Origin of the sequence: Craurococcus roseus (assembly GCF_039523795.1) — a bacterium.
GTDB classification, from domain to species: domain Bacteria; phylum Pseudomonadota; class Alphaproteobacteria; order Acetobacterales; family Acetobacteraceae; genus Craurococcus; species Craurococcus roseus.
Genome location: NZ_BAAAFZ010000012.1, coordinates 1 through 22,051 on the forward strand (window position 1 = coordinate 1; position 22,051 = coordinate 22,051).

Here is a 22,051-nt window from a genome sequence, read left to right on the forward strand (position 1 = left end):
ATCGTCCCGATGTTGCAGTGCGGCTTCGTCCGCTCGAACTTCGCCTTCGCCATTGTCGTCGTCCCCAGTCGGGCCTGATGTTTACCAGCGGTAGTGGCTGAAGGCCTTGTTGGCCTCCGCCATCCGGTGCGTGTCTTCGCGCTTCTTCACGGCGGCGCCGCGGTTGTTGGCCGCGTCCATCAGCTCGCCGGACAGCCGCTCCTCCATCGTGTTCTCGCCGCGCTTGCGGGCGGACTCGATCAGCCAGCGGATAGCGAGGGCCTGCCGCCGCTCCGGGCGGACCTCCACCGGCACCTGGTAGGTGGCGCCGCCCACGCGGCGGCTCCGCACCTCCACGGCCGGCTTCACGTTGTCCATCGCCTCGTGGAAGGCGCGCAACGGATCGGCGTTCTGGCCCATGCGCCGCTTGATGGTGTCCATCGCGGCATAAACAATGCGCTCGGCGGTGCTCTTCTTGCCGTCGTACATGAGCACATTCATGAAGCGGCTGAGCACGGCATCGCCGAACTTCGGGTCCGGCAGGACTTCGCGCTTTTCGGCCTTGTGGCGACGAGACATTAGGTGCCCCTCCCCCTCACTTCGGCCGCTTGGCGCCGTAAAGCGAACGCCGCTGGCGCCGCTTGGCGATGCCCTGCGTGTCCAGCACGCCGCGCAGGATGTGGTAGCGGACGCCCGGAAGGTCCTTCACGCGGCCGCCCCGGATCAGCACCACCGAGTGCTCCTGTAGGTTGTGGCCCTCGCCCGGGATGTAGCTCACCACCTCGTAGCCGTTCGTCAGGCGCACCTTAGCGACCTTCCGCAACGCGGAGTTCGGCTTCTTCGGCGTCGTCGTGTAGACGCGCGTGCAAACGCCCCGCTTCTGCGGGCAGCCCTCCAAGGCAGGGACCTTGTTGCGCTTCGCGTTCGGCTCGCGCCCTTGCGCGATGAGTTGGTTGATCGTCGGCATGACGGCCTTTCTCGAACGTCCTGTCTGTCCCGCCACCGCGAAAGCCGCTGCGCCCGCGACAGCACGCTCAATAGCGCGCCCGCGGGCCCCACGACTGACCCCGGCCTGAGTCGCCCCCACGGAGGAGGCACGGCACCGGCGCCGCAGCTTTGCGATCAAACACCCGGCCCGGAGCGCGGAATGGCGTCCCGGCCGAGGGCGGGCATGTACTCCCCGGACTCAGGGGAGTCAAGCGAGGCTATGGCGTTAAATTGGACCGGGCCGGGCGCTTCCAGCGCCCGGCCCGGCTTCCGTTTTTCAAGCCGGCCCTACTCGGCCGCCTGGGGCTTCTCCTCCGCGTCCGGCAGCGCCGGCTGCGCCGCAGGGATGCGGCCGCGGTCGCGTTGCGCGGCCAGCGCCCGCAGGCGGTTCATCACCGAGCCCGTCCCGGCCGGGATCAAGCGCCCGACGATGACGTTCTCCTTCAGGCCTCCCAGCGTGTCCACCTTGCCGGACACCGCCGCCTCGGTGAGCACCCGCGTCGTCTCCTGGAACGAAGCCGCCGAGATGAAGGAGTTGGTCTGTAGGCTCGCCTTGGTGATGCCCTGCAGCACCGGCTCGGCCCGCGCCGGCCGCTCCTTCGCTTCGATGCGCTTGTCGTTCTCGATGTCGTACTCGATGCGGTCCACCTGTTCCCCGACCAGGAAGGTCGTGTCGCCCGGATCGAGGATCTCCACCTTCTGCAGCATCTGGCGGACGATGACCTCGATGTGCTTGTCGTTGATCTTCACGCCCTGTAGCCGGTAGACGTCCTGGATCTCGTTGACGAGGTAATTCGCCAGCGCCTCCACGCCCAGCACGCGCAGGATGTCGTGCGGCACGCGCGGGCCGTCCACCAGCGGGTCGCCGGCCTTCACGTAGTCGCCTTCCTGCACCGAGACGTGCTTGCCCTTCGGCACCAAGTACTCGCGCGGCGTCGGCTGCTCGTCGCCGACCTGCTCCGGCACTACCAGCACGCGGCGCTTGGCCTTGTAGTCCTTGCCGAACTCCACGCGCCCGTCCACGTCGCTGATGATGGCGTGGTCCTTCGGGCGCCGCGCCTCGAACAGCTCCGCCACGCGCGGCAGGCCGCCCGTGATGTCGCGGGTCTTGGACGACTCGCGCGGCAGCCGCGCCAGCACGTCGCCGGCGTGGACCGTGGCCCCGGCGTCGACGTTGAGCACCGAGGCCGGCTGTAGGAAGTACTGCGTGACGCCCTCGTTGCCCGCTCCGCGCAGCAGGATGCGCGGGCGGAGGTTGACGTTCTTCGCCCGCTCCACCGGCTCGCGTACCACCCGGGAAGACAGGCCCGTGACCGGGTCCGTCTCCTCGAAGAAGTTCACGCCGTCGATCAGGTCGGCGTACTCCACCGTGCCCGACCGCTCGGTGATGATCGGCAAGGTGAACGGGTCCCACTCCGCCAGCTTCTGGGTGCGCGTGACCTGCGCGTTCTCCTCGGTCAGCAGCCGCGCGCCGTAGGGCACGCGGTACCGCGCGCGCTCCCGCCCGGCGGCGTCGTACAGCACGATCTCGCAGTTGCGGCTCATCACCACCGGCACGCCCTGGCTGTTGGCCACGACGTTGCGGTTGACGATCTTCACCGTGCCGTCCGAGGTCGCCTCCACCGCCGACTGCTCCGCGCCGCGCTGCGCCGCGCCGCCGATGTGGAAGGTCCGCATGGTGAGCTGGGTGCCCGGCTCGCCGATGGACTGCGCGGCGATCACGCCCACCGCCTCGCCGACGTTGACCGGCGTGCCCCGCGCCAAGTCGCGGCCGTAGCAAAGGCCGCACACGCCCGATCGCGCGTCGCAGGTCAGGACGGAGCGGATGTAGACCTCCTCCACGCCCGCCCGCTCGACGCGCTCGGCCGCCACCTCGTCCACCGGCGTGTTGCGCGGCAGGACCAACTCGCCCGTCGCCGGGTCCAGCACCTCGCGCTGTGTGGTCCGGCCGAGGATGCGCTCGGACAGCGAGGACACCACCTCGCCGCCGTCCATCACCGCGCGCACGGTGATGCCGCGCTCCGTGCCGCAATCGTTCTCGACGATGATGCAGTCCTGCGCCACGTCCACCAACCGGCGGGTGAGGTAGCCGGAGTTCGCCGTCTTCAGCGCCGTGTCGGCCAAGCCCTTGCGGGCGCCGTGGGTGGAGTTGAAGTACTCCAGCACGGATAGGCCTTCCTTGAAGTTGGCGATGATCGGCTGCTCGATGATCTCGCCCGAGGGCTTGGCCATCAAGCCGCGCATGCCGGCGAGCTGGCGCATCTGCGCCGGCGAGCCGCGGGCGCCGGAGTGCGACATCATCCACACGCTGTTGGTGGGGACGCCGGCCTCCTGCTTGGAGATCTCGCGCATCATCGCGGACGCCACCTCGTCCGTGCAGCGCGACCAAGCGTCCACCACCTTGTTGTAGCGCTCGCCGGCGGTGATCAGGCCGTCGAGGTACTGCTGCTCGAACTCCTTCACCTCGTCCTTGATGCGCGCGATCATCTCCGGCTTCTCGGCCGGGATCACCATATCGTCCTTGCCGAAGGAGATGCCCGCCTTGGCCGCGTGCCGGAAGCCGAGGCTCATCAGCCGGTCGGCGAAGATCACGCTCTCCTTCTGGCCGCAGTGGCGGTACACCGCGTCGATGACGTCGGAGATGCTCTTCTTGGTCAACTGCTTGTTGACCAGCGAGAAGGGCAGGTTCGGGTGCAGCGGCAGGAGCTGCGCCATCATCGCGCGCCCCGGCGTCGTCACCGCCCGCTGCATGGACACGGCGCCGTCGGGGCCAGCCGCCTTGTGCCGCAGCCGGATCTTCTGGTGGATCTTCAGCAGGCCATGGGCGAGCGCCTGCTCGATCTCGCCCATGTCGGCGAAGGCCGGCGCGTCCTTCTCCTCGGCAGCCGCGAACTCGGGCGTCTCCAGGCTCAGGTAGTAGAGCCCGAGCACGATGTCCTGGCTAGGCACGATGATCGGCTTGCCGTTCGCCGGGCTGAGGATGTTGTTGGTGGACATCATCAGCACGCGCGCTTCCAACTGCGCCTCGAGGCTCAGCGGCACGTGGACGGCCATCTGGTCGCCGTCGAAGTCGGCGTTGAAGGCGGTGCAGACCAGCGGGTGGAGCTGGATCGCCTTGCCCTCCACCAGCACCGGCTCGAAGGCCTGGATGCCCAGCCGGTGCAGCGTCGGCGCCCGGTTCAGCAGCACCGGGTGCTCGCGGATCACCTCCTCGAGGATGTCCCACACCTCCGGCCGCTCCTTCTCCACCATCCGCTTCGCGGCCTTGATGGTGGTGGCGTGGCCGTACTTCTCGAGCTTCGAGTAGATGAAGGGCTTGAACAGCTCCAACGCCATCTTCTTCGGCAGCCCGCACTGGTGCAGCTTCAGCTCGGGCCCGACCACGATGACCGAGCGGCCCGAGTAGTCCACGCGCTTGCCGAGCAGGTTCTGCCGGAACCGGCCCTGCTTGCCTTTCAGCATGTCGGACAGCGACTTCAGCGGGCGCTTGTTGGCGCCCGTGATCGCGCGGCCGCGGCGGCCGTTGTCGAACAGCGCGTCCACCGCCTCCTGCAGCATGCGCTTCTCGTTGCGCACGATGATGTCCGGCGCGCGCAGCTCGATCAGGCGCTTCAGGCGGTTGTTCCGGTTGATGACGCGGCGGTACAGGTCGTTGAGGTCGGAGGTCGCGAAGCGGCCGCCGTCCAGCGGCACCAGCGGGCGCAGCTCGGGCGGGATCACCGGGATGACGTTGAGGATCATCCAGTCCGGCCGCGCGCCGCTCTCGGCGAAGGCCTCGATGATCTTGAGGCGCTTGACGAGCTTCTTCCGCTTCGCCTCGGAGGTGGTCTCCTTCAGCTCGGCTCGCAGGCGCACGGCGTCCTTGCCGGCCTCGATGCCGGACAGCATCTGCTTGACCGCTTCGGCGCCGATGCCGACGCTGAACGCGTCCTCGCCGAATTCGTCCATCTTGGTCTGGTACTGGTCTTCGGTCAGGAGCTGGTGCAGCTTCAGGTCCGTCAGGCCCGGCTCCAGCACCACGTAGGACTCGAAGTAGAGGACCTTCTCGAGCTCCTTCAGCGACATGTCGACCATCAGGCCGACGCGCGAGGGCAGCGACTTCATGAACCAGATGTGCGCCACCGGCGAGGCCAGTTCGATGTGGCCCATGCGCTCACGGCGCACCTTTGCCAGCGTGACCTCCACGCCGCACTTCTCGCAAATGATGCCGCGGAACTTCATCCGCTTGTACTTGCCGCACAGGCACTCGTAGTCCTTGATCGGGCCGAAGATGCGGGCGCAGAACAGCCCGTCCCGCTCCGGCTTGAATGTGCGGTAGTTGATCGTCTCAGGCTTCTTGATCTCGCCGTAAGACCAGGAACGGATCTGCTCCGGGGACGCGATCGAGATCTTGATCTGATCGAACGTCACGGCCTGACCCGTCTGGCCGAGGATCTTCATAAGCTCGTTCATGGCCGTCCTTTGCCGTCCAGCCCGCCGCCCGGGAACGGACGGCGCGGAAAAAGTGTGCGGCGGCCCGGGGCGGGGACCCCGGGCGCCGGTCGGTCGGCGGCGCGCTTCAGTCGCCGCGGTTCTCGAGGTCCACGTTCAAGCCGAGCGACTTGAGCTCCTTCACCAGCACGTTGAAGGACTCGGGGATGCCCGCCTCGAAGTTGTCTTGGTCGCGCACGATCGCCTCGTACACCTTGGTGCGGCCGGACACGTCGTCGGACTTCACCGTCAGCATCTCCTGCAAGGTGTAGGCGGCGCCGTAGGCCTCCAGGGCCCACACCTCCATCTCGCCGAAGCGCTGGCCGCCGAACTGCGCCTTGCCGCCCAGCGGCTGCTGGGTGACGAGCGAATACGGGCCGATGGAACGCGCGTGGATCTTGTCGTCCACCAAGTGGTGCAGCTTCAGCATGTAGATGTAGCCGACCGTAACCTTCCGCTCGAAGGGCTCGCCCGACCGGCCGTCCACCAGCACCACCTGCCCCGAGGTGTCCAGCCCCGCGCGGTCCAGCATGCCCTCGATGTCGGACATGCGGGCGCCGTCGAACACCGGGGTTGCGATCGGCACGCCCTTGCGCAGGTTCTCCGACAGCTCGATGAGCTGTTCCTCGCTCATCGGCGCGATCTCGCGCTGGAACACGTCCTCCCCGTAGACTTCGCGCAGGCGGTCGAGCAGCTCGTCCCGCGCGCGCCCGGACCGGCGGTACTCCTCCACCAGCTCGCCGATCCGGCGGCCGAGGTTGGCGCAGGCCCAGCCGAGGTGCGTTTCCAGGATCTGGCCGACATTCATGCGCGAGGGCACGCCGAGCGGGTTCAGCACGAGGTCCACGGGACGCCCGTCCTCCAGGAACGGCATGTCCTCGATCGGCACCACGCGGCTGACCACGCCCTTGTTGCCGTGGCGGCCGGCCATCTTGTCGCCGGGCTGGAGCTTCCGCTTCACCGCGACGAAGACCTTGACCATCTTCATCACGCCGGGCGGCAGCTCGTCGCCGCGCTGGAGCTTCTCGACCTTGCTCTCGAAGCGCTTCTGCAAGCGCTCGATGGCGGCGTCGAACTCGCGCTTCAGCGCCTCGATCTCGGCCATCACCGCGTCGTCCTGCACGCCGAACTGGCGCCAGGTCGCCTTGGCGAATTGGTCGAGCACTTCGTCGGTGATGACCGTGCCGGCCTTCACGCCCTTGAAGCCGCCGCTGGCCTTGCGGTTCAGCAGCCGCTCCCGCAGCCGGGAGTGGAACGACCGCTCCTGGATCGACTTCTCGTCGTCGCGGTCCTTGGCCAGCCGCTCGATCTCGGCGCGCTCGATCGCCATGGCGCGCTCGTCCTTGTCCACGCCGCGGCGGGAAAAGACGCGCACGTCGACGATGGTGCCGGCCACACCCGGCGGCAGGCGCAAGGAGGTGTCGCGCACGTCGGAGGCCTTCTCGCCGAAGATGGCGCGGAGCAGCTTCTCCTCCGGCGTCATCGGGCTCTCGCCCTTCGGCGTCACCTTGCCCACCAGGATGTCGCCCGGCTGCACCTCGGCGCCGATGTAGACGATGCCCGCCTCGTCGAGGTTGCGCAGCGCTTCCTCGCCGACGTTCGGGATGTCGCGGGTGATCTCCTCCTGGCCCAGCTTGGTGTCGCGGGCCATCACCTCGAATTCCTCGATGTGGATCGAGGTGAAGACGTCGTCCCGCGCGATCCGCTCCGAGATCAGGATCGAATCCTCGAAGTTGTAGCCGTTCCAGGGCATGAACGCGCACAGCACGTTCCGCCCCAGCGCCAGTTCGCCCAGCTCCGTCGAGGGCCCGTCGGCGATGATGTCGCCGGCGCGCACCGCGTCGCCCACCTTCACCAGCGGCCGCTGGTTGATGCAGGTGCTCTGGTTGGAGCGCTGGAACTTGCGCAGCCGGTAGATGTCCACGCCGCGCGTCGTGCCGTCCTCGCCGGTTGCCCGCACCACGATGCGCGCGCCGTCGATCGAGTCGATGACGCCGTCGCGCCGGGCCACGATGGTGGCGCCCGAGTCGCGCGCCACAGCTGCCTCCATGCCGGTGCCCACCAGCGGCGCGTCGGCCTGCACCAGCGGCACCGCTTGCCGCTGCATGTTGGAGCCCATCAGCGCCCGGTTGGCGTCGTCGTTCTCCAGGAACGGGATCAGCGCCGCCGCCACCGAGACGAGCTGCTTCGGCGACACGTCGATCGCCGTCACCTCCTCGGGCTTGGCCAGCCGGAAGTCGCCGCCCTGGCGCACGGAAACCAGCTCGGAGCGGAACTCGCCGGTGTCGGCGTCCACCTCCGCGTCCGCCTGCGCCACCACCAGCCGCTCCTCCTCCATGGCGGAGAGGTAGCGCGGGTCGCCGACGATCTTGCCGTCCTTGACCAAGCGGTACGGCGTCTCGATGAAGCCGTACTTGTTCACCTTGGCGAAGGTGGCGAGCGAGTTGATGAGGCCGATGTTCGGCCCCTCCGGCGTCTCGATCGGGCAGATGCGGCCGTAGTGCGTCGGGTGCACGTCGCGCACCTCGAAGCCCGCGCGCTCGCGCGTCAGGCCGCCCGGGCCGAGCGCCGAGAGGCGGCGCTTGTGCGTCACCTCTGAGAGCGGGTTGGTCTGGTCCATGAACTGCGAGAGCTGCGAGGAGCCGAAGAACTCCCGCACCGCCGCCGCCGCCGGCTTCGCGTTGATCAGGTCGTGCGGCATCACGGTGTCGATGTCCACCGACCCCATGCGCTCCTTGATCGCGCGCTCCATGCGCAGCAGGCCGACGCGGTACTGGTTCTCCATCAGCTCGCCGACCGAGCGCACCCGGCGGTTGCCGAGGTTGTCGATGTCGTCGATCTGGCCGCGCCCGTCCTTGAGTTCGAGCAGGACGCGCATCGTCGCCACGATGTCCTGCTTGCGCAGCGTGCGGATGGTGTCCGGCACCTCATCGGCGGCGAAGCCGAGCCGCATGTTCATCTTCACCCGGCCGACGGAGGAGAGGTCGTAGCGCTCGGGGTCGAAGAACAGGCCGCGGAACAGCGTCTCGGCCGTCTCCAGCGTCGGCGGCTCGCCCGGGCGCATGACGCGGTAGATGTCCATCAGCGCGTCGTCGCGGGTGGTGTTCTTGTCCACCGCCAACGTGTTGCGGATCCAGGGCCCGACGGATTGGTCGATCGCCAGCGTCGGCAGCCGGTCCAGCCCGGCCTGCTCGATGACGGCGAGCTTGGCCTCGGTCAACTCCTCGCCGGCCTCGGCCCAGATCTCGCCGGTCTGCATGTCCACCAGCTCCTCGGCCACGTAGCGGCCCAGGAGGTCGGCGCGGCCGACCAGCACTTCGGTGGTGCCGCCCTCGGCGATCTTGCGGGCGGCGCGCGGCGTCATTTTGACGTCCTTGTCGGCCACCACCTCGCCGGAGCGGGCGTCCACCAGCGGCTCCGACAGCTTCACGCCGCGGAACGAATCGGGGTCGAACGGCCGGCTCCAGCCCTTGGGGCCGCGCGTGAAGGTCACTTGGCCGTAGAACGCGGCGAGGATCTCCTCGGCGTCCATGCCGCGCACCTCGGCCGGCTCCAGCGCCTGCGCGCCGCGCTCCAGGCGCAGCGCCGCCGTCCGCTCGCTGTCGAGCGCGAGCAGCAGGGTGGTGGCAGGCAGCTTCCGCTTGCGGTCAATGCGGACGTAGCAGATGTCCTTGGCGTCGAACTCGAAGTCGAGCCACGAGCCGCGGTAGGGGATCACGCGCGCGGCGAAGAGGTACTTGCCGGAGGAGTGCGTCTTGCCCTTGTCGTGGTCGAAGAACACGCCCGGCGAGCGGTGCATCTGCGAGACGATGACGCGTTCGGTGCCGTTGATGATGAAGGTGCCGTTCTCCGTCATGAGCGGCATGTCGCCCATGTAGACGTCCTGCTCCTTGATGTCGCGGACTGAACGGCTGCCGGTGTCCTCGTCCACGTCCCAGACGATCAGGCGCAGCCGCACCTTGAGCGGGGCGGCGAAGGTCAGGCCGCGCTGGATGCACTCCTCCACGTCGTACTTCGGCTCTTCCAACTCGTACTGGACGAATTCCAGCCGGCCGCGGCCCGCGAAGTCGTCGATCGGGAAGACGCCCTTGAACACCTCCTGCAACCCGGCCTGGGCCCGGGCGTCCGGGTTGACCTCCATCTGGAGGAAGGCTTCGTAGGATGCGCGTTGCACGTCGATGAGGTTCGGCATCGGCGCCACCTCGGGCAGCCGCCCGAAGCTCTTACGAATGCGCTTGCTTCCGGTGAACGACTTTGTGATAGCGTTCATGCCTGTCTCGTGCCCCCATCGCCCGGCCAAGCCGGCCGGGCGTCGCTGTGCGCCCATCCGATGCCCGGCCCGAGGCGCCCCGCCAGGCGCTCGATCGGGCACGGGAACGACAACACGGACGGCACCTCCCGTCGGGAGGCCCCGTCCGTGCCGTCCAATCTAGTGTCCGGCCCCGGCCGCTCTGCCCGGGGCCGGTGAAGCGGCCTTACTTGATCTCGACAGCCGCCCCGTTCTCCTCGAGGACCTTGCGGATCTTCTCCGCCTCGTCCTTGTTGATACCTTCCTTGACCGTCTTCGGAGCGCCCTCGACCAGATCCTTGGCTTCCTTCAGGCCAAGGCCGGTGATGGTGCGGATCTCCTTGATGACGTTGATCTTCTTGTCGCCCGCCTTGGTCAGGACGACGGTGAACTCCGTCTTCTCCTCGGCAGGGGCGGCCGCCGCGGCAGCCGCGCCGGGCGCGGCTGCAACCGCGACGGGAGCGGCGGCGGAGACGCCCCACTTTTCCTCCAGCATCTTGGAGAGGTCAGCAGCCTCCAAGACGGTCAGGGAGGACAGTTCGTCCACCAGCTTCGCAAGATCGGCCATGTGCGTGTGCTCCGTGATTTAATCGCTTGACTTGTGGTTTGCAACTCCCCTCGCCGGCTCGGCGGGGGGTTGTCTCGGTTTCCGGTTCAGGCCGCCTCGGCCCCGCCTTCCGCCGCGTCTTTCTTGGCGAAGGCGCTGAACACCCGCGCCAGTTGCGAGCCAGGCGCTTGCAGCACGCCGGCGATGCGCGTCGCCGGGGTCTGGATCAGGCCCAGGAGCTGCGCCCGCAACGTTTCGAGGGAGGGCAGTTCGGCCAGCGCCTTCACCCCGTCGGGGTTGAGCGTCTGCGCCCCCAGCGCCCCGCCGAGGATCACGAACTTCTCGTTGATCTTGGCGAAGTCCACGGCGGTCTTCGCCACGGCCACCGGGTCCGTGGACCAGGCGAGCGCGGTCGGTCCCCTCATCAAGGGCGCGATGCCCTGGAATTTGGTGCCGTCCATGGCGCGGGTGGCGAGGCGGTTCTTGGCGACCTTGTAGGTCGCCCCCGCCGTCCTCATGCGGCGCCGCAGATCGCTCACCGCCGCGACCGTGAGGCCATTGTTCTGGCCCACGAGCACGAAGGAGGTATCGGCGAACACCGCGGCGAGGGATTGGATCAACTCGGCTTTTTCCGCGCGGTTCAAACACCATCTCCGTCGTAAGCCGGGGCCTTGTGGAAGGGCCGCGACCGGTTGCACGAGGGTTCGCGGCGTCCGCGAGACACGCCCGCAGCCGCGACGAACCCCGGTTCGCCTGTCGTCAAAGCCGGACCGCCAAGCCGCGCGAACCCCGGGGCGGCACTCGCCCCGAGGCCCGTGGATCGCTCGGCACCCCGTCTATCGCTGGCGGGGCCTAAGCCCCTTCAAGGCCGAAGGGGGGACTTCCCCCGCGGCCGCGAGCGGTCTCCGACAGGTTTCGGGCCTGGCGCCGCCGTTCGGCCGGCGCGAGACCCTGCCCGCCCGCCCCACTCGGGGGCGGGCGTATCCCTCTAGATCAGGCCGTCGGCGCCAACAGCGACGCCACGTCCACCTTCACGCCCGGCCCCATGGAGGAGCTGACGGCGGCCTTCTTCAGGTAGGTGCCCTTGGCGCCCGCCGGCTTGGCGCGCTGGATCGCGTCCACGAAGGCGCGCGCGTTCTCCAGCAACTTGGCTTCGTCGAACGACGCCTTGCCGATGCCGGCGTGGACGATGCCCGCCTTCTCCGCCCGGAACTCCACCTGGCCCGCTTTGGCGGCCGTGACGGCGCCGCGCACGTCCATGGTCACGGTGCCGAGGCGCGGGTTCGGCATCAGGCCGCGCGGGCCGAGGATCTTACCCAGCCGCCCCACCAGCGCCATCATGTCCGGCGTGGCGATGCAGCGGTCGAACTCGATCTTGCCTTCCTGCACCGCCGCCGCGAGGTCGTCCGCGCCGACCACGTCCGCCCCGGCCGCCTGCGCCTCCTCGGCCTTGGCGCCGCGGGCGAACACGCCGACGCGGACCGACTTGCCGGTGCCGTTCGGCAGCCCGACCACGCCGCGCACCATCTGGTCCGCGTGGCGGGGATCGACGCCGAGGTTCAGGGCGATCTCGATCGTCTCGTCGAACTTCGCCTTGGCGTTGCCCTTCACCAGCCGGATCGCCTCCTCCAGCGGTTGGACCTTGTCGGGGTCGATGGCCGCGTAGATGGCCTTGAGGCGCTTGCCCTTGCGGGCGATCACGGACGCCGCCATCGCGTCAGCCCTCCACCACCGTGAGGCCCATGGACCGGGCCGAGCCGGCCAGCATCCGGACCGCGGCCTCCACGTCGTAGGCGTTCATGTCCTTCATCTTGACCTCGGCGATCTCCCGCAACTGCGTGCGGGTGACGCGGCCGATGTTCGCCGCCTTGCCCGTGGTCGGCGAGCCCTTGTCGAGCTTCGCCGCCTTCAGGAGGAAGTAGGTGTTGGGCGGCGTCTTGGTGACGAAGGAGAACGAACGGTCGGAATACGCGGTGATCACCACCGGCGTCGGCGTCCCCGGCTCCATCTGCTGGGTGGCCGCGTTGAACTCCTTCACGAACTGCATGATGTTCAAGCCGCGCTGGCCGAGCGCCGGGCCCACCGGCGGCGACGGGTTCGCCTTCCCCGCCGGGATCTGCAGCTTGATGTACCCTGTGATCTTCTTGGCCATGCCCTAGTCCTCTGGGAAATCAGAGGCCCGCGGTCCAAGCGGCCGGGCATACCCTGCCGGCCTCCCGCGTTCCTGCAACGCCAAGCGGCCCTGGGCTCGCGCCCAGGGCCGCTTGGCGACGGCGGCCTATAAAGGCCGGGCCGCTGCGTGTCCAGCGGCAAGGCCCGTTCGTTCCGTTCGGCGCAAGCGCCCGGCCGGCTCAGCCGATGTCCAGCGCCCCGAAGCCAGGGTCCGCGAAGGCCTGCGGGTCGCGCTCCGCCGCCGTCGCCACCGCCCCTTCCAGCCCGGCGACCGCCAAGGAAAGCCGCGCCGCCTCTGCCGCGGAAAGCGGCCGCGACAGCATCCGCGCGAGCAGCCCCGCCAGCACGCCCTCGGCCCGGCGCGCGCCGTCCGCGAGCGCCCGGCGCCACTCCATCTCCGCCTTCGGCCCGCGCAGCGCCGCCGTCAGCGCCAGCCCGCGCCGCTTCTCGGCGGCGAAGGCCTCCATCACCGCCGCGACCGCCTCCGGAACCGGGCCGTCCGCCCGCGCCGCGGCGTCCTCCAGGCACCGCACGCCCTCGTCCACCTTGCGGCGGATCACCTCCGCCACTAGCGATTGCCGGTTCGGGAAGTACTGGTAGAGCGAACCCACCGAGACGCCTGCCACGTCGGCCACCCGTCGCGTCGTCAGCCGCGCGTGGCCTTCGGCCAGCAGAACGCGAACGGCGGCCTCCACGATGGCGTCCACGGTCACGGCCGAACGCGCCTGCGAAGGCCGTTTCCTGGGGCTTTGCAGCGGTTGTAGGCCGGTCGCGCTCATGGCCGGGAAAGCGAATCGCACAACGGCGCCGCCGGCGCCACCTCCAAAGCGGTGCTGACGGAGGGCGGGCGGTGCGGGACAGCGGGACATATCTCATCACCGGGGCCACGTCCGGCCTCGGCCTGGAAGCCGCGCGCGCCCTGGCGCGGGACGGGCGCCGCCGCGTCCTGGCGGGCGCGCGGAACCCCGCCGCGTCGGCCCTGCGCGCCGCCGTGCCGCCCGAGCGGCTGACCGTGCTGGACCTCGACGTCGGCTCCCTCGCCTCCGTGCGCGCCTTCGCCGCCGAAGCGCGCCGCCACCTCGGCCGCGGGGGCGCGCGCCTGTCGGGCATCGCCTGCAACGCCGGCCTCCAACTCGTCGGGCCGCCCCGACGCTCCCCCGACGGGCACGAGCTGACCTTCGCCACCAACCACCTCGGCCACTTCCTGCTCGTCTACGAGCTGCTCGACCTGCTCGCGCCGGGCGCGGCCGTGGTCGGCACCGCGAGCGGCACGCACGACCCGGCCGACCGACTGGCGCGGCGCTTCGGCTTCCGCGGCGGCATCTTCCCGGGCGCGGAAGCCGTCGCGCGCGGCGAACTCGACCCGTCCGCGCCGGAAAAGCAGCAGGGCATGGACCGCTACGCCACCTCCAAGCTGTGCGCCATCCTCTTCGCCTATGCCATGGCGGCGCGCGTGCCGGCCTCGGCCGCGCGCTTTCTCGCCTTCGACCCCGGCTTGACGCCCGGCACGGGCCTGGCCCGCGACCTCTCGGCCACGGAGCGGTTCGCCTGGTCCCACGTCATGCCGCTCGTCGGCCAGGCCGTGCCGGGCGTCAGCTCCCCGGCGCGGTCGGGCGCGGCGCTGGCCCGCCTCCTGTCCGAGCCGGGGCTCGCGCCGGGCACGGGCCTGCACTTCGACTTCCGGCTCCGCCAAACGCCGACCTCGGAGCTGAGCCGCCGCAAGGACGCGCAGGACGACCTGCACCGGACGAGCTTGGCCTTGTGTGGCATCGCCGAGGCCCGTCCGGCGGCGAGCGCGGCGTGACGCCGCGCCGCCGCCAAGCCGCTACCGCCCGAAGAAGTGGTTGTACGCCACCGCTTGGCTCGCCTCGTAGCGCAGCACGAAGTTGCCCACGCGCCGGCACCAATCGCGCTGGCTGTCGCAGACCTTCTTGAAGAACGGCCCGGCGGCGGGCGAGGAATTGTCGCCCTCCATGCGTTCGAGCACCTTGTTCCAGGCCGCCAACTGCGCGTCCAGCACCGGCCGCGGCGTCGGGCGCACGTTGACGCCGGACTGCGCGAGCGCCGCCATGTCCTTCGGGAAGCGCTCCAGCACCTTCCAGCTCATGTCGGCGGAGGCCGCCTCGGCGGAGTGGCGCAGCACCGCTTGCAACTCCGCCGGCAGGGCCTCGAACTTCGGCTTGTTGAACAGGATTTCGTAGCACTCGGTCCGTTGGTGGTAGCTCTGGATCATGTAGTTCTTGGCGACGTCCGGGAAGCCGAAGACGCGGTCGGAGGTCGGGTTGCTGAACTCCGCGCCGTCGATCACGCCGCGCTCCAGCGCCGGCACCACCTCGCCGCCCGGCAGGGACACCACGGCCGCCCCCATCTCGGTGAAGAGGTCCGCCGCGAGGCCCACCGTGCGGTACTTCATCCCGCGGAACTGCTCGGCCCGCTCGATCGGCTGCTTGAACCAGCCCAGCGGCTGCGTCGGGATGGGGCACGCCAGGAAACCGACCGCATTGGCGCGGACGATGTCGCCCATCAGCTCCTTGTACAGCGCCTCGCCGCCGCCGTGGTAGAACCAGGCGAGCAACTGGTTGGCGTCGCCGAACCAGGGCGGCGCGGTGCCGAACAGGCTGAACGCCTTGTTCTTGCCGAACCAATAGGCCGAAACGCCGTGCCCGCCGTCCAGCGTGCCGGCAGACACCGCGTCGAGCAGTTGGAACGCGCCCACCACCGCGCCGGCGGCCAGCAGGTCCAATTTCAGCCGCCCCCCGCCCATGCGGTTCACGCGGTCCACGTAGTCCTGGGCGAACTCCTGCTGGATGTCGCGGCTCGGCCAGGTGGATTGGAACCGCAGCGCCGTGGTCTGCGCCCGCGACACGTTCGGCGCCGCCAGCACGGCCAACCCCGCCGCGCCCACCGCCGCCGCCTTCAGCGCGCCGCGCCGGCCGCCGCTCAGCGCGGCTTTCGTCGTTTCTTCCATGGACATCTCCCCGCCGCGGCCGCGCCTCGTCCCGAGGGCGTCGCCGCTCAAGCGCCGCGACGGTAGGGCTTCCCGTGCCAGGGTCAAAAACGACCCCTGGGCCGTCCACACATGAGACACCACCGAGCGGCGCCGAACCTTGCGTTTTGACTCAAGAAAGGATTATATTCCTTAGTTCGGTGCTCGGCCGATCGCCGGCGGCGCCACGACAAGGTGGAACAGGTGCAAGCATGGCCTCGTTGGTGCAGCCCTCCCCGGCCCTCCACCGCGGCCCGCCGATCCCCCTCCGCGCCGAGGAGATGGCATTCCCCGTGGATGCCTCCGACGCCTTCGCCCACGCCGTGCGGGCGAGCAAGCCCCCTCAAGCCGTAACCCGCCCATCCGGAGGAGGCATGACCGCCCGCGGCCGAGCCGGCATTTGTCCGAATCACGCAAAACGCCGCCGGCCGGAGCGCCGCCTGCCCGACAACCGTGGCCCGGCCATTCGTCCGAACCGTGCAAAACGCCGCCGGCCGGAGCGCCGACACCCGGTCCGAACCGCCGCAAGCAACTCGCCGCAAGCGAACGCCCGGGTCGGCGACCGACCGCACGGCCCGGCACCCGGACATCGGCGCCCTCCGCCGCCGCGCCCCATTCGTCCGAAAGCGCCCTGGCCCCGGCGCCGGCGCGCGAAGCGACAGCCATGCCCCTCGCGCGCGCTGCACCGGCGGGCCGCAGGCCGCCCGCTCCAAGCGCCCGACCGCCGGGAACCGCGGCGGACGCCCCCCGCCATCCGCCCGGGCCTTCCCCGCCGGCCGCCCCGCCCCCACCTTGCCCGCCGTCCCCCGACAAAAGAGGCGCCCATGAGCTGGCAACCCGCCGACGACCCCGCGCTTGGCGACAAGCTCGCCTGCGACGCCATCGAGACGGTCATCGTCCCCCGCGCCCGCGACCTCGGCGGCTTCGAGGTGCGCCGCGCCCTGCCCTCCGCGCGGCGGCAGATGGTCGGCCCCTTCATCTTCTGGGACCAGATGGGCCCGGCGCAGTTCGCCATCGGCAAGGGCATCGACGTCCGCCCGCACCCGCACATCGGCCTCGCCACCGCCACCTACCTGTTCGACGGCGAGATCATGCACCGCGACAGCCTGGGCACCGAGATCGCCATCAGCCCCGGCGCGCTGAACCTGATGACCGCCGGCCGCGGCATCGCCCATTCCGAGCGCTCCGCCGCCGAAGCGCGCAAGGCGCCGCAGCTCCTCTCCGGCATCCAGGCCTGGGTCGCCCTGCCCCGCGCCCACGAGGAGGGCGACCCAGCCTTCGTCCACCACGGCGCCGACGAGCTGCCCCTTTTGTCCGACACCGGCGTTTCGCTGCGCCTCATCGCCGGCGAAGCGATGGGCGCCCGCTCGCCCGTGCGGGCGCCCATGGCGATGTTCCAGGCGGACCTCCAGCTCGCCGCCGGCGCCAGCGCGCCGCTCGACGCGCTCTACGAGGAGCGCGCCCTCTACACCGTCTCCGGCACGGTGGAGATCGCGGGCGACCGCTTCGGCCCCGGTCAGCTCCTGGTCTTCCGCCCCGGCGACCGCATCACCCTGCGCGCGGCGGACGGCCCGGCGCGGGTGATGCTGCTCGGCGGCGACCCGATGGACGGGCCGCGGCACATCTGGTGGAACTTCGTCTCTTCCCGCCCCGAGCGCATCGAGCAAGCCAAGGCCGACTGGTCCGCCGGCCGCTTCGACGCCGTGCCGAACGACAGCGAATTCATCCCGCTGCCGGAGCCCGCCAAGCCCACCGTCGCCGACCACCCGTGAGCCCCAGGAGCCGGACGGCATGAGCGAAGCGGCAATCCTCCAGAACATGGCCGGCCCGGCCGCCACCGCCGCAGCGAACCCCTCGGACCCCTACGAGCGGCAGGCGCAGACCTTCCCGCGCCTGACGGACGAGCAGGTGGCCCGCGCCAAGGCCTTCGGCCGCATCCAGGACCTGCCCAAGGGCCGGGTGCTGTTCTCGCGCGGCGACCGGACGGTGGACTTCTTCCTCGTCCTCGAAGGCAACATCGAGATCTACGACGACGGCCCGGACGGCCAGCCCAACGTCTTCACCGTCCACGGCAAGCACCAGTTCACCGGCGAGCTGGACCTGTTCAACGACCGGGACATCCTGGTCGGCGGCCGCATGGGCGGGAACGGGCGGGTGGCGCGGATGAACCGCGCCCAGTTCCGCCGCCTGCTGACGGCCGAGCCGGACATCGCCGAGACCATCATGCGCGCCTTCATCCTGCGGCGCGTCGGCCTGATGCAACACGCCCAGGGCGCCGTGACGCTGATAACGTCGCGGTCCGGCAGCGTCGGGCACGGGTTGCGCCTGCAACGCTTCCTGTCCCGCAACGGCTACCCCTTGCGTGTGCTGGATTTGGAGCAGGACGAAGCGGCGGCGCAGGCGGCGTTGGAGGCCAGCGGCTTCGGCGAGGACGACCTGCCGGTGGTGGTCTGCGGCCCGCACCGCGCCCTCAGCAACCCGACCAACGCCGAAGTCGCGGACTGCCTCGGCATCTCGGAGGAGATCGAGCCCGGCGCCGTGTTCGACGTGGCGGTGGTCGGCGCCGGCCCGTCCGGCCTCGCCTCCGCGGTCTACGCCGCCTCGGAGGGCCTGCGGACCCTGGTGCTGGAAGCGGAAGCGCCCGGCGGGCAGGCCGGGACCTCCTCCAAGATCGAGAACTACCTCGGCTTCCCGACCGGCATCTCCGGCCAGGCGCTCGCCGGGCGGGCGCAGGTGCAGGCGCAGAAATTCGGCGCCCGCATCGCCGTGCCGCGCACCGTGGCGCGCCTGGATTGCGACCGGCGGCCCTACGCGCTGACGCTCGACAACGGCTCCGAGGTGCGGGCCAAGGCGGTGGTGATCGCCACCGGCGCCCGCTACCGCCGGCTCGACCACCTGGAGAACGCCGACCGCTTCGAGGGCGGCAACGGCATCCACTATGCCGCCACCGCCATCGAGGCGGCCTTGTGCGAGCGGGAGGAGGCCGCGGTGGTGGGCGGCGGCAACTCCGCCGGCCAAGCGGCGGTGTACCTGTCCCGCTTCGCCAGCCACGTCCACATCCTGGTCCGCGGCGAAGGCTTGGCCGCCAGCATGTCGGACTACCTGGTCGGCCGGATCGAGGCCTCCGACCGCATCACCCTCCACACCCACACGGAGGTCGTCGGGCTGGACGGGGAGCGGCACCTGGAGCGGGTGACGTGGCGCAACCGCCGCACCGGCGCGGAGGAAACCCGCCCCGTCTCCAACCTGTTCCTCATGCTGGGCGCCGTGCCCAACACGGATTGGCTGGACGGCTGCGGCGTGGCGCTGGACGGCAACGGCTTCGTCCGCGTGGGCGCTGCCGGCGAGGACGGCGACCCGCGCTGGAGCGGCCGGGCGCCGCACCTCCTGGAAACCAGCCGCCCCGGCATCTTCGCGGTGGGCGACGTGCGCGCCGGCTCGGTCAAGCGCGTCGCCTCCTCGGTCGGCGAGGGCTCGGTGGTGGTCTCCTCCGTGCATCAGGTGCTGGCGGGGGACGCGTGACCCGGCCTAGCCTGCCCCCCAAGAGCATGGGGAGGAAGCCGGCATGAAGGGCGTGGTGTTCCTGGGCGACCGGAAGCTGGAGTTGATGGACTTCCCCGACCCCGCGCCGGGGCCGGACGACGTGGTGCTGGAGATCCGGGCCTCCGGCATGTGCGGCAGCGACCTCAAATACTACCGTGCCTCCCCGGGCGGCGGCGCCGCCGCGCTCGGCTTCAGCAAGGGCCTGCAAGGCCCGTTGATCCGCGGCCACGAGCCCTGCGGCGTGGTGGCGGCGGTGGGAAGCAACGTCTCGCCCAAGATGGCGCGCGTCGGCATGCGCGCCATGCAGCACCACTACCGCGGCTGCGGCGTGTGCCCGCACTGCTCCACCGGCTGGATGCAGCTCTGCGTCGAGGGCGTGGAGGAGGTGTACGGCGCCACCGGCCACGGCGCCCACGCGCGCTACATGCGCTGCCCGGCGCGCACCCTCGTGCCCTTGCCGGAGGAACTCTCCTTCGAGACGGGCGCCGCCATCTCCTGCGGCACCGGCACCGCCTGGGGCGCGCTGCAACGGCTCGGCCTCCAAGGCGACCACGTGATCGCCGTCTTCGGCCAGGGGCCGGTGGGCCTGTCGGCGACCCAGCTCGCCGCCGCCATGGGCGCGCGGGTGATCGCGCTCGACACCAGCGCCGATCGGCTGGCGCGGGCGAAGGAGTTCGGCGCCGAGGCGCTCATCAACCCGAAGGAGACCCCGGACGTAGTGGGCGCCATCCGCGACCTGACGCACGGGCTCGGCGCGCACCTCTCGCTCGACGCCTCCTCCTCGCCGGAAGCGCGGACGCAGGCCGTGCGCTGCGTCCGCACCTGGGGCAAGGCCTGCTTCGTGGGCGAGGGCGACACCGTGACGCTCGACGTCAGCAACGACCTCCTGCGCCGGCAGGTGACGCTGATCGGCTCCTGGACCTTCTCCACCGTGGGGCAGGCGGAATGCGCCCGCTACATCGCCGACCGCGGCATCGACGTGGACCGGCTGTTCACCCACCGCTGGAAGCTGGAACAGGCGGAAGAGGCGTACCGGCTGTTCGACGCGCAAAGCTCGGGCAAAGGGGTGATACTGCCGAACTGACGGCGGCGGCGGCACCACGAAGGGGTTGCAATCCGGGAGGGTTCTGGTAGACACCCTCCCCTCGCCGGAGCGCGGGCGTAGCTCAGGGGTAGAGCACGACCTTGCCAAGGTCGGGGTCGAGGGTTCGAATCCCTTCGCCCGCTCCATCGCGCCAATCGCTGCTCACCGCTTCCACGGCGGCGCATCTGCCCCGGTTGCTCGTTCGCGGCCGGTAGGGGGCCGTGGGGATCACGGTGGGGCTTCCGCCGTTCGCTTCCGTCGGCGCGAATGACCTTCGAGGAAGGTCAGGCTTCCGAGCCGGCGACGGGACGCTCCTCTACCCCTCCGCCGGCACCGGCGCCCCGCGCGCCATCCCGTCCACCACCTCCGCCACCGGCCCGTCCGCCACGATGCGCCCGCCTTCGAGGCGGATCGCGCGCGTGCACCATTCGCGCACCACGGCCAGGTCGTGGGTGGCCAGCACCAGGATGTCGGCGCCCTGCACCAGTTCCACCAACCGCTCCTTGGCGCGCTGCATGAAGTCGGCGTCGCCGGCCAGCAGCCACTCGTCCATCAGCAGCACCTCGGGCGCGATCACGGTGGCCATGGCGAAGGAGAGCCGCACCTGCATGCCCGCGGAATAGCTGCGCACCGGCACGTCGAGGAACTCGCCGAGGCCGCTGAACCGCCCGACCTCGTCGGCCATCTCCTCCGCCTCGGCGTCGTCCATGCCGCGGTACAGCGCCCGCAGCAGGATGTTCTCGCGCCCGGTGGAGGACTGGTCCATGCCGGCGGCGGGGTCGATGAGCGAGCCGACGCTGCCCTCCACCTCCAGCCGCCCGGCGACCGGGTCGTAGATGCCGGCCAGCGTGCGCAGCAGCGTGGTCTTGCCGGCGCCGTTGCCGCCCACCAGCGCCACACGTTCGCCGCGGTCGATCCCGAAGGAGAGCCCGCGCAGCGCCGCCACCACCACGCGGTTGCTCTCGTCCTGCTTCAGCCGGAGCGGCGTGCGCGCCAGCAGCCGCTTCTTCAGCGACCGCGCGCCGACGTGGTAGAGCGGGAATTCGATGGCCAGGTCTTCGGCCCGGATGCGCGGCACGGCGGCTAGACCCAGAAGGCGATGCGCCCGCGGAAGCGGACGAAGAACGCGAAAGCCGAGGCGCAGGTGAGCAGGGTGAAGGCGATCGCGGAGAGCCAGACCACCCCCGGGGCGCCGCCCTCCACCAGCGGCCCGCGCACCGTCTCCATGAGCGTGTAAAAGGGGTTGAGCGGCAGCCAGACCCGCCGGTCGCCCAGCAACTCCGGCTTCCACAGCACCGGCGACATGAAGAAGGCGAGTTGGAGCACGCTGCCGACGATGGGCGGGATGTCGCGGAAGCGGGCGCAGACCATGCCCAGCACGATCGACAGGGCGAAGGCGTTCGCCCCCACCAGCGCCAGGCCCGCGAACGCCAGCAGCGCCTCGGGCCCCGGCAGGTGCCCGAACACGGCGAACACCACCAGGATCAAGGGCAGGCTGTGCGCCGCCACGGCGGCGTTGCGGAACACGCAGCGCAGCGCATGCACGGTGTAGGGCAGCGGCAGTTGGCGGATGATGCCCTCGGCGGAGATCAGGCTTTCGCAAGCGTCGGTGACGGTTTGGTTGATCAGCCCCCAAACGATGAGGCCCACCGACAGGTAGGGCAGGTACTCGCCGAGCGGCAGGGTGAACAGCGTCGAGTAGAGCAGCCCGAGCGCCACCACCATGACGGCGGTGGAAAGCGACAGCCAAAACGGCCCGAGCACCGAGCCGCGGTAGCGGTTGCGGATGTCGAGCCGGGCCAGGGCCGCGGCCAAGCGCCAACGGGCGAAGCCGGTGGAGATGTCTTCCAGCGCGCGTTCCAGGCGCCGGGGCCTGGCCGCGTCGGCGACGTAGAGGACGGTCTGCGACGGCGACGGCGCGATCGTGGACTGCAGCATGGCCGCGCCTATACCCCGCGGCCGCCGCCGTTGCCACCGCAGGCCCCTCCGCCTTGC

The 22,051-nt window shown here is 70.4% G+C and carries 16 protein-coding genes and 1 tRNA gene; 5 read left to right on the forward strand and 12 right to left on the reverse strand.

What is annotated here, in order from left to right; translation table 11 throughout:
• Positions 1-81 precede the first annotated feature (81 nt).
• The 9 genes from rpsG to ABD067_RS06690 all read right to left on the reverse strand — a co-directional run bounded on the left by rpsG (position 82) and on the right by ABD067_RS06690 (position 13,156).
• Positions 82-558 (reverse strand): 30S ribosomal protein S7, encoded by a 477-nt coding sequence (gene rpsG / locus ABD067_RS06650; protein WP_343894418.1) that lies wholly within the window; start codon positions 556-558, stop codon positions 82-84.
• 16 nt (positions 559-574) lie between these two features.
• On the reverse strand, positions 575-946 hold the full coding sequence (gene rpsL, locus ABD067_RS06655; RefSeq protein ID WP_343894419.1) for a 30S ribosomal protein S12: 372 nt from the start codon (positions 944-946) through the stop codon (positions 575-577).
• Positions 947-1,254: 308 nt separating this feature from the next.
• On the reverse strand, positions 1,255-5,418 hold the full coding sequence (gene rpoC / locus ABD067_RS06660) for a DNA-directed RNA polymerase subunit beta' (RefSeq protein ID WP_343894420.1): 4,164 nt from the start codon (positions 5,416-5,418) through the stop codon (positions 1,255-1,257).
• 106 nt (positions 5,419-5,524) lie between these two features.
• Positions 5,525-9,706: a DNA-directed RNA polymerase subunit beta gene (gene rpoB / locus ABD067_RS06665; RefSeq protein ID WP_343894421.1), complete on the reverse strand. Its 4,182-nt coding sequence runs from the start codon at positions 9,704-9,706 to the stop codon at positions 5,525-5,527.
• A 205-nt stretch (positions 9,707-9,911) separates the two neighbouring features.
• Complete coding sequence (rplL, locus tag ABD067_RS06670; RefSeq protein WP_343894422.1) at positions 9,912-10,292, reverse strand: 50S ribosomal protein L7/L12; 381 nt, start codon at positions 10,290-10,292, stop codon at positions 9,912-9,914.
• 86 nt (positions 10,293-10,378) lie between these two features.
• Positions 10,379-10,915, reverse strand: a complete 537-nt coding sequence (gene rplJ, locus ABD067_RS06675; RefSeq protein WP_343894423.1) for a 50S ribosomal protein L10 — start codon at positions 10,913-10,915, stop codon at positions 10,379-10,381.
• A gap of 349 nt (positions 10,916-11,264) precedes the next feature.
• A complete protein-coding gene (rplA, locus tag ABD067_RS06680) occupies positions 11,265-11,984 on the reverse strand; it encodes a 50S ribosomal protein L1 (protein ID WP_343894424.1) in 720 nt (239 codons plus the stop codon).
• A gap of 4 nt (positions 11,985-11,988) precedes the next feature.
• Positions 11,989-12,423 (reverse strand): 50S ribosomal protein L11, encoded by a 435-nt coding sequence (gene rplK, locus ABD067_RS06685; protein ID WP_343894425.1) that lies wholly within the window; start codon positions 12,421-12,423, stop codon positions 11,989-11,991.
• 199 nt (positions 12,424-12,622) lie between these two features.
• Complete coding sequence (locus ABD067_RS06690) at positions 12,623-13,156, reverse strand: TetR/AcrR family transcriptional regulator (protein WP_343894426.1); 534 nt, start codon at positions 13,154-13,156, stop codon at positions 12,623-12,625.
• A gap of 137 nt (positions 13,157-13,293) precedes the next feature.
• On the opposite strand from ABD067_RS06690, the gene ABD067_RS06695 reads away from it, so the two are divergent.
• Positions 13,294-14,247 carry an SDR family NAD(P)-dependent oxidoreductase gene (locus tag ABD067_RS06695; protein WP_343894427.1) on the forward strand — a complete coding sequence of 318 codons (954 nt, stop codon included), beginning with the start codon at positions 13,294-13,296 and terminating at the stop codon, positions 14,245-14,247.
• Between the two features lie 21 nt (positions 14,248-14,268).
• Here ABD067_RS06695 and ABD067_RS06700 read toward each other — a convergent pair whose 3' ends face one another.
• Entirely contained in the window at positions 14,269-15,411 is a 1,143-nt protein-coding gene (locus tag ABD067_RS06700; protein ID WP_343894428.1) for a TRAP transporter substrate-binding protein, read from the reverse strand.
• 842 nt (positions 15,412-16,253) lie between these two features.
• Here ABD067_RS06700 and ABD067_RS06705 point away from each other — a divergent pair.
• The 4 genes from ABD067_RS06705 (at position 16,254) to ABD067_RS06720 (ending at position 20,202) form a co-directional block, all read left to right on the forward strand.
• Complete coding sequence (locus ABD067_RS06705) at positions 16,254-17,201, forward strand: pirin family protein (RefSeq protein WP_343894429.1); 948 nt, start codon at positions 16,254-16,256, stop codon at positions 17,199-17,201.
• A gap of 19 nt (positions 17,202-17,220) precedes the next feature.
• Complete coding sequence (locus tag ABD067_RS06710) at positions 17,221-18,951, forward strand: FAD-dependent oxidoreductase (protein WP_343894430.1); 1,731 nt, start codon at positions 17,221-17,223, stop codon at positions 18,949-18,951.
• 43 nt (positions 18,952-18,994) lie between these two features.
• Positions 18,995-20,056 (forward strand): zinc-dependent alcohol dehydrogenase family protein, encoded by a 1,062-nt coding sequence (locus tag ABD067_RS06715; protein ID WP_343894431.1) that lies wholly within the window; start codon positions 18,995-18,997, stop codon positions 20,054-20,056.
• Between the two features lie 71 nt (positions 20,057-20,127).
• Positions 20,128-20,202: transfer RNA gene (locus ABD067_RS06720), tRNA-Gly, on the forward strand.
• A gap of 170 nt (positions 20,203-20,372) precedes the next feature.
• Here ABD067_RS06720 and ABD067_RS06725 read toward each other — a convergent pair.
• Complete coding sequence (locus tag ABD067_RS06725; protein WP_343894432.1) at positions 20,373-21,134, reverse strand: ABC transporter ATP-binding protein; 762 nt, start codon at positions 21,132-21,134, stop codon at positions 20,373-20,375.
• Between the two features lie 5 nt (positions 21,135-21,139).
• Entirely contained in the window at positions 21,140-21,994 is an 855-nt protein-coding gene (locus ABD067_RS06730) for an ABC transporter permease (RefSeq protein ID WP_343894433.1), read from the reverse strand.
• Positions 21,995-22,051: the final 57 nt, after the last annotated feature.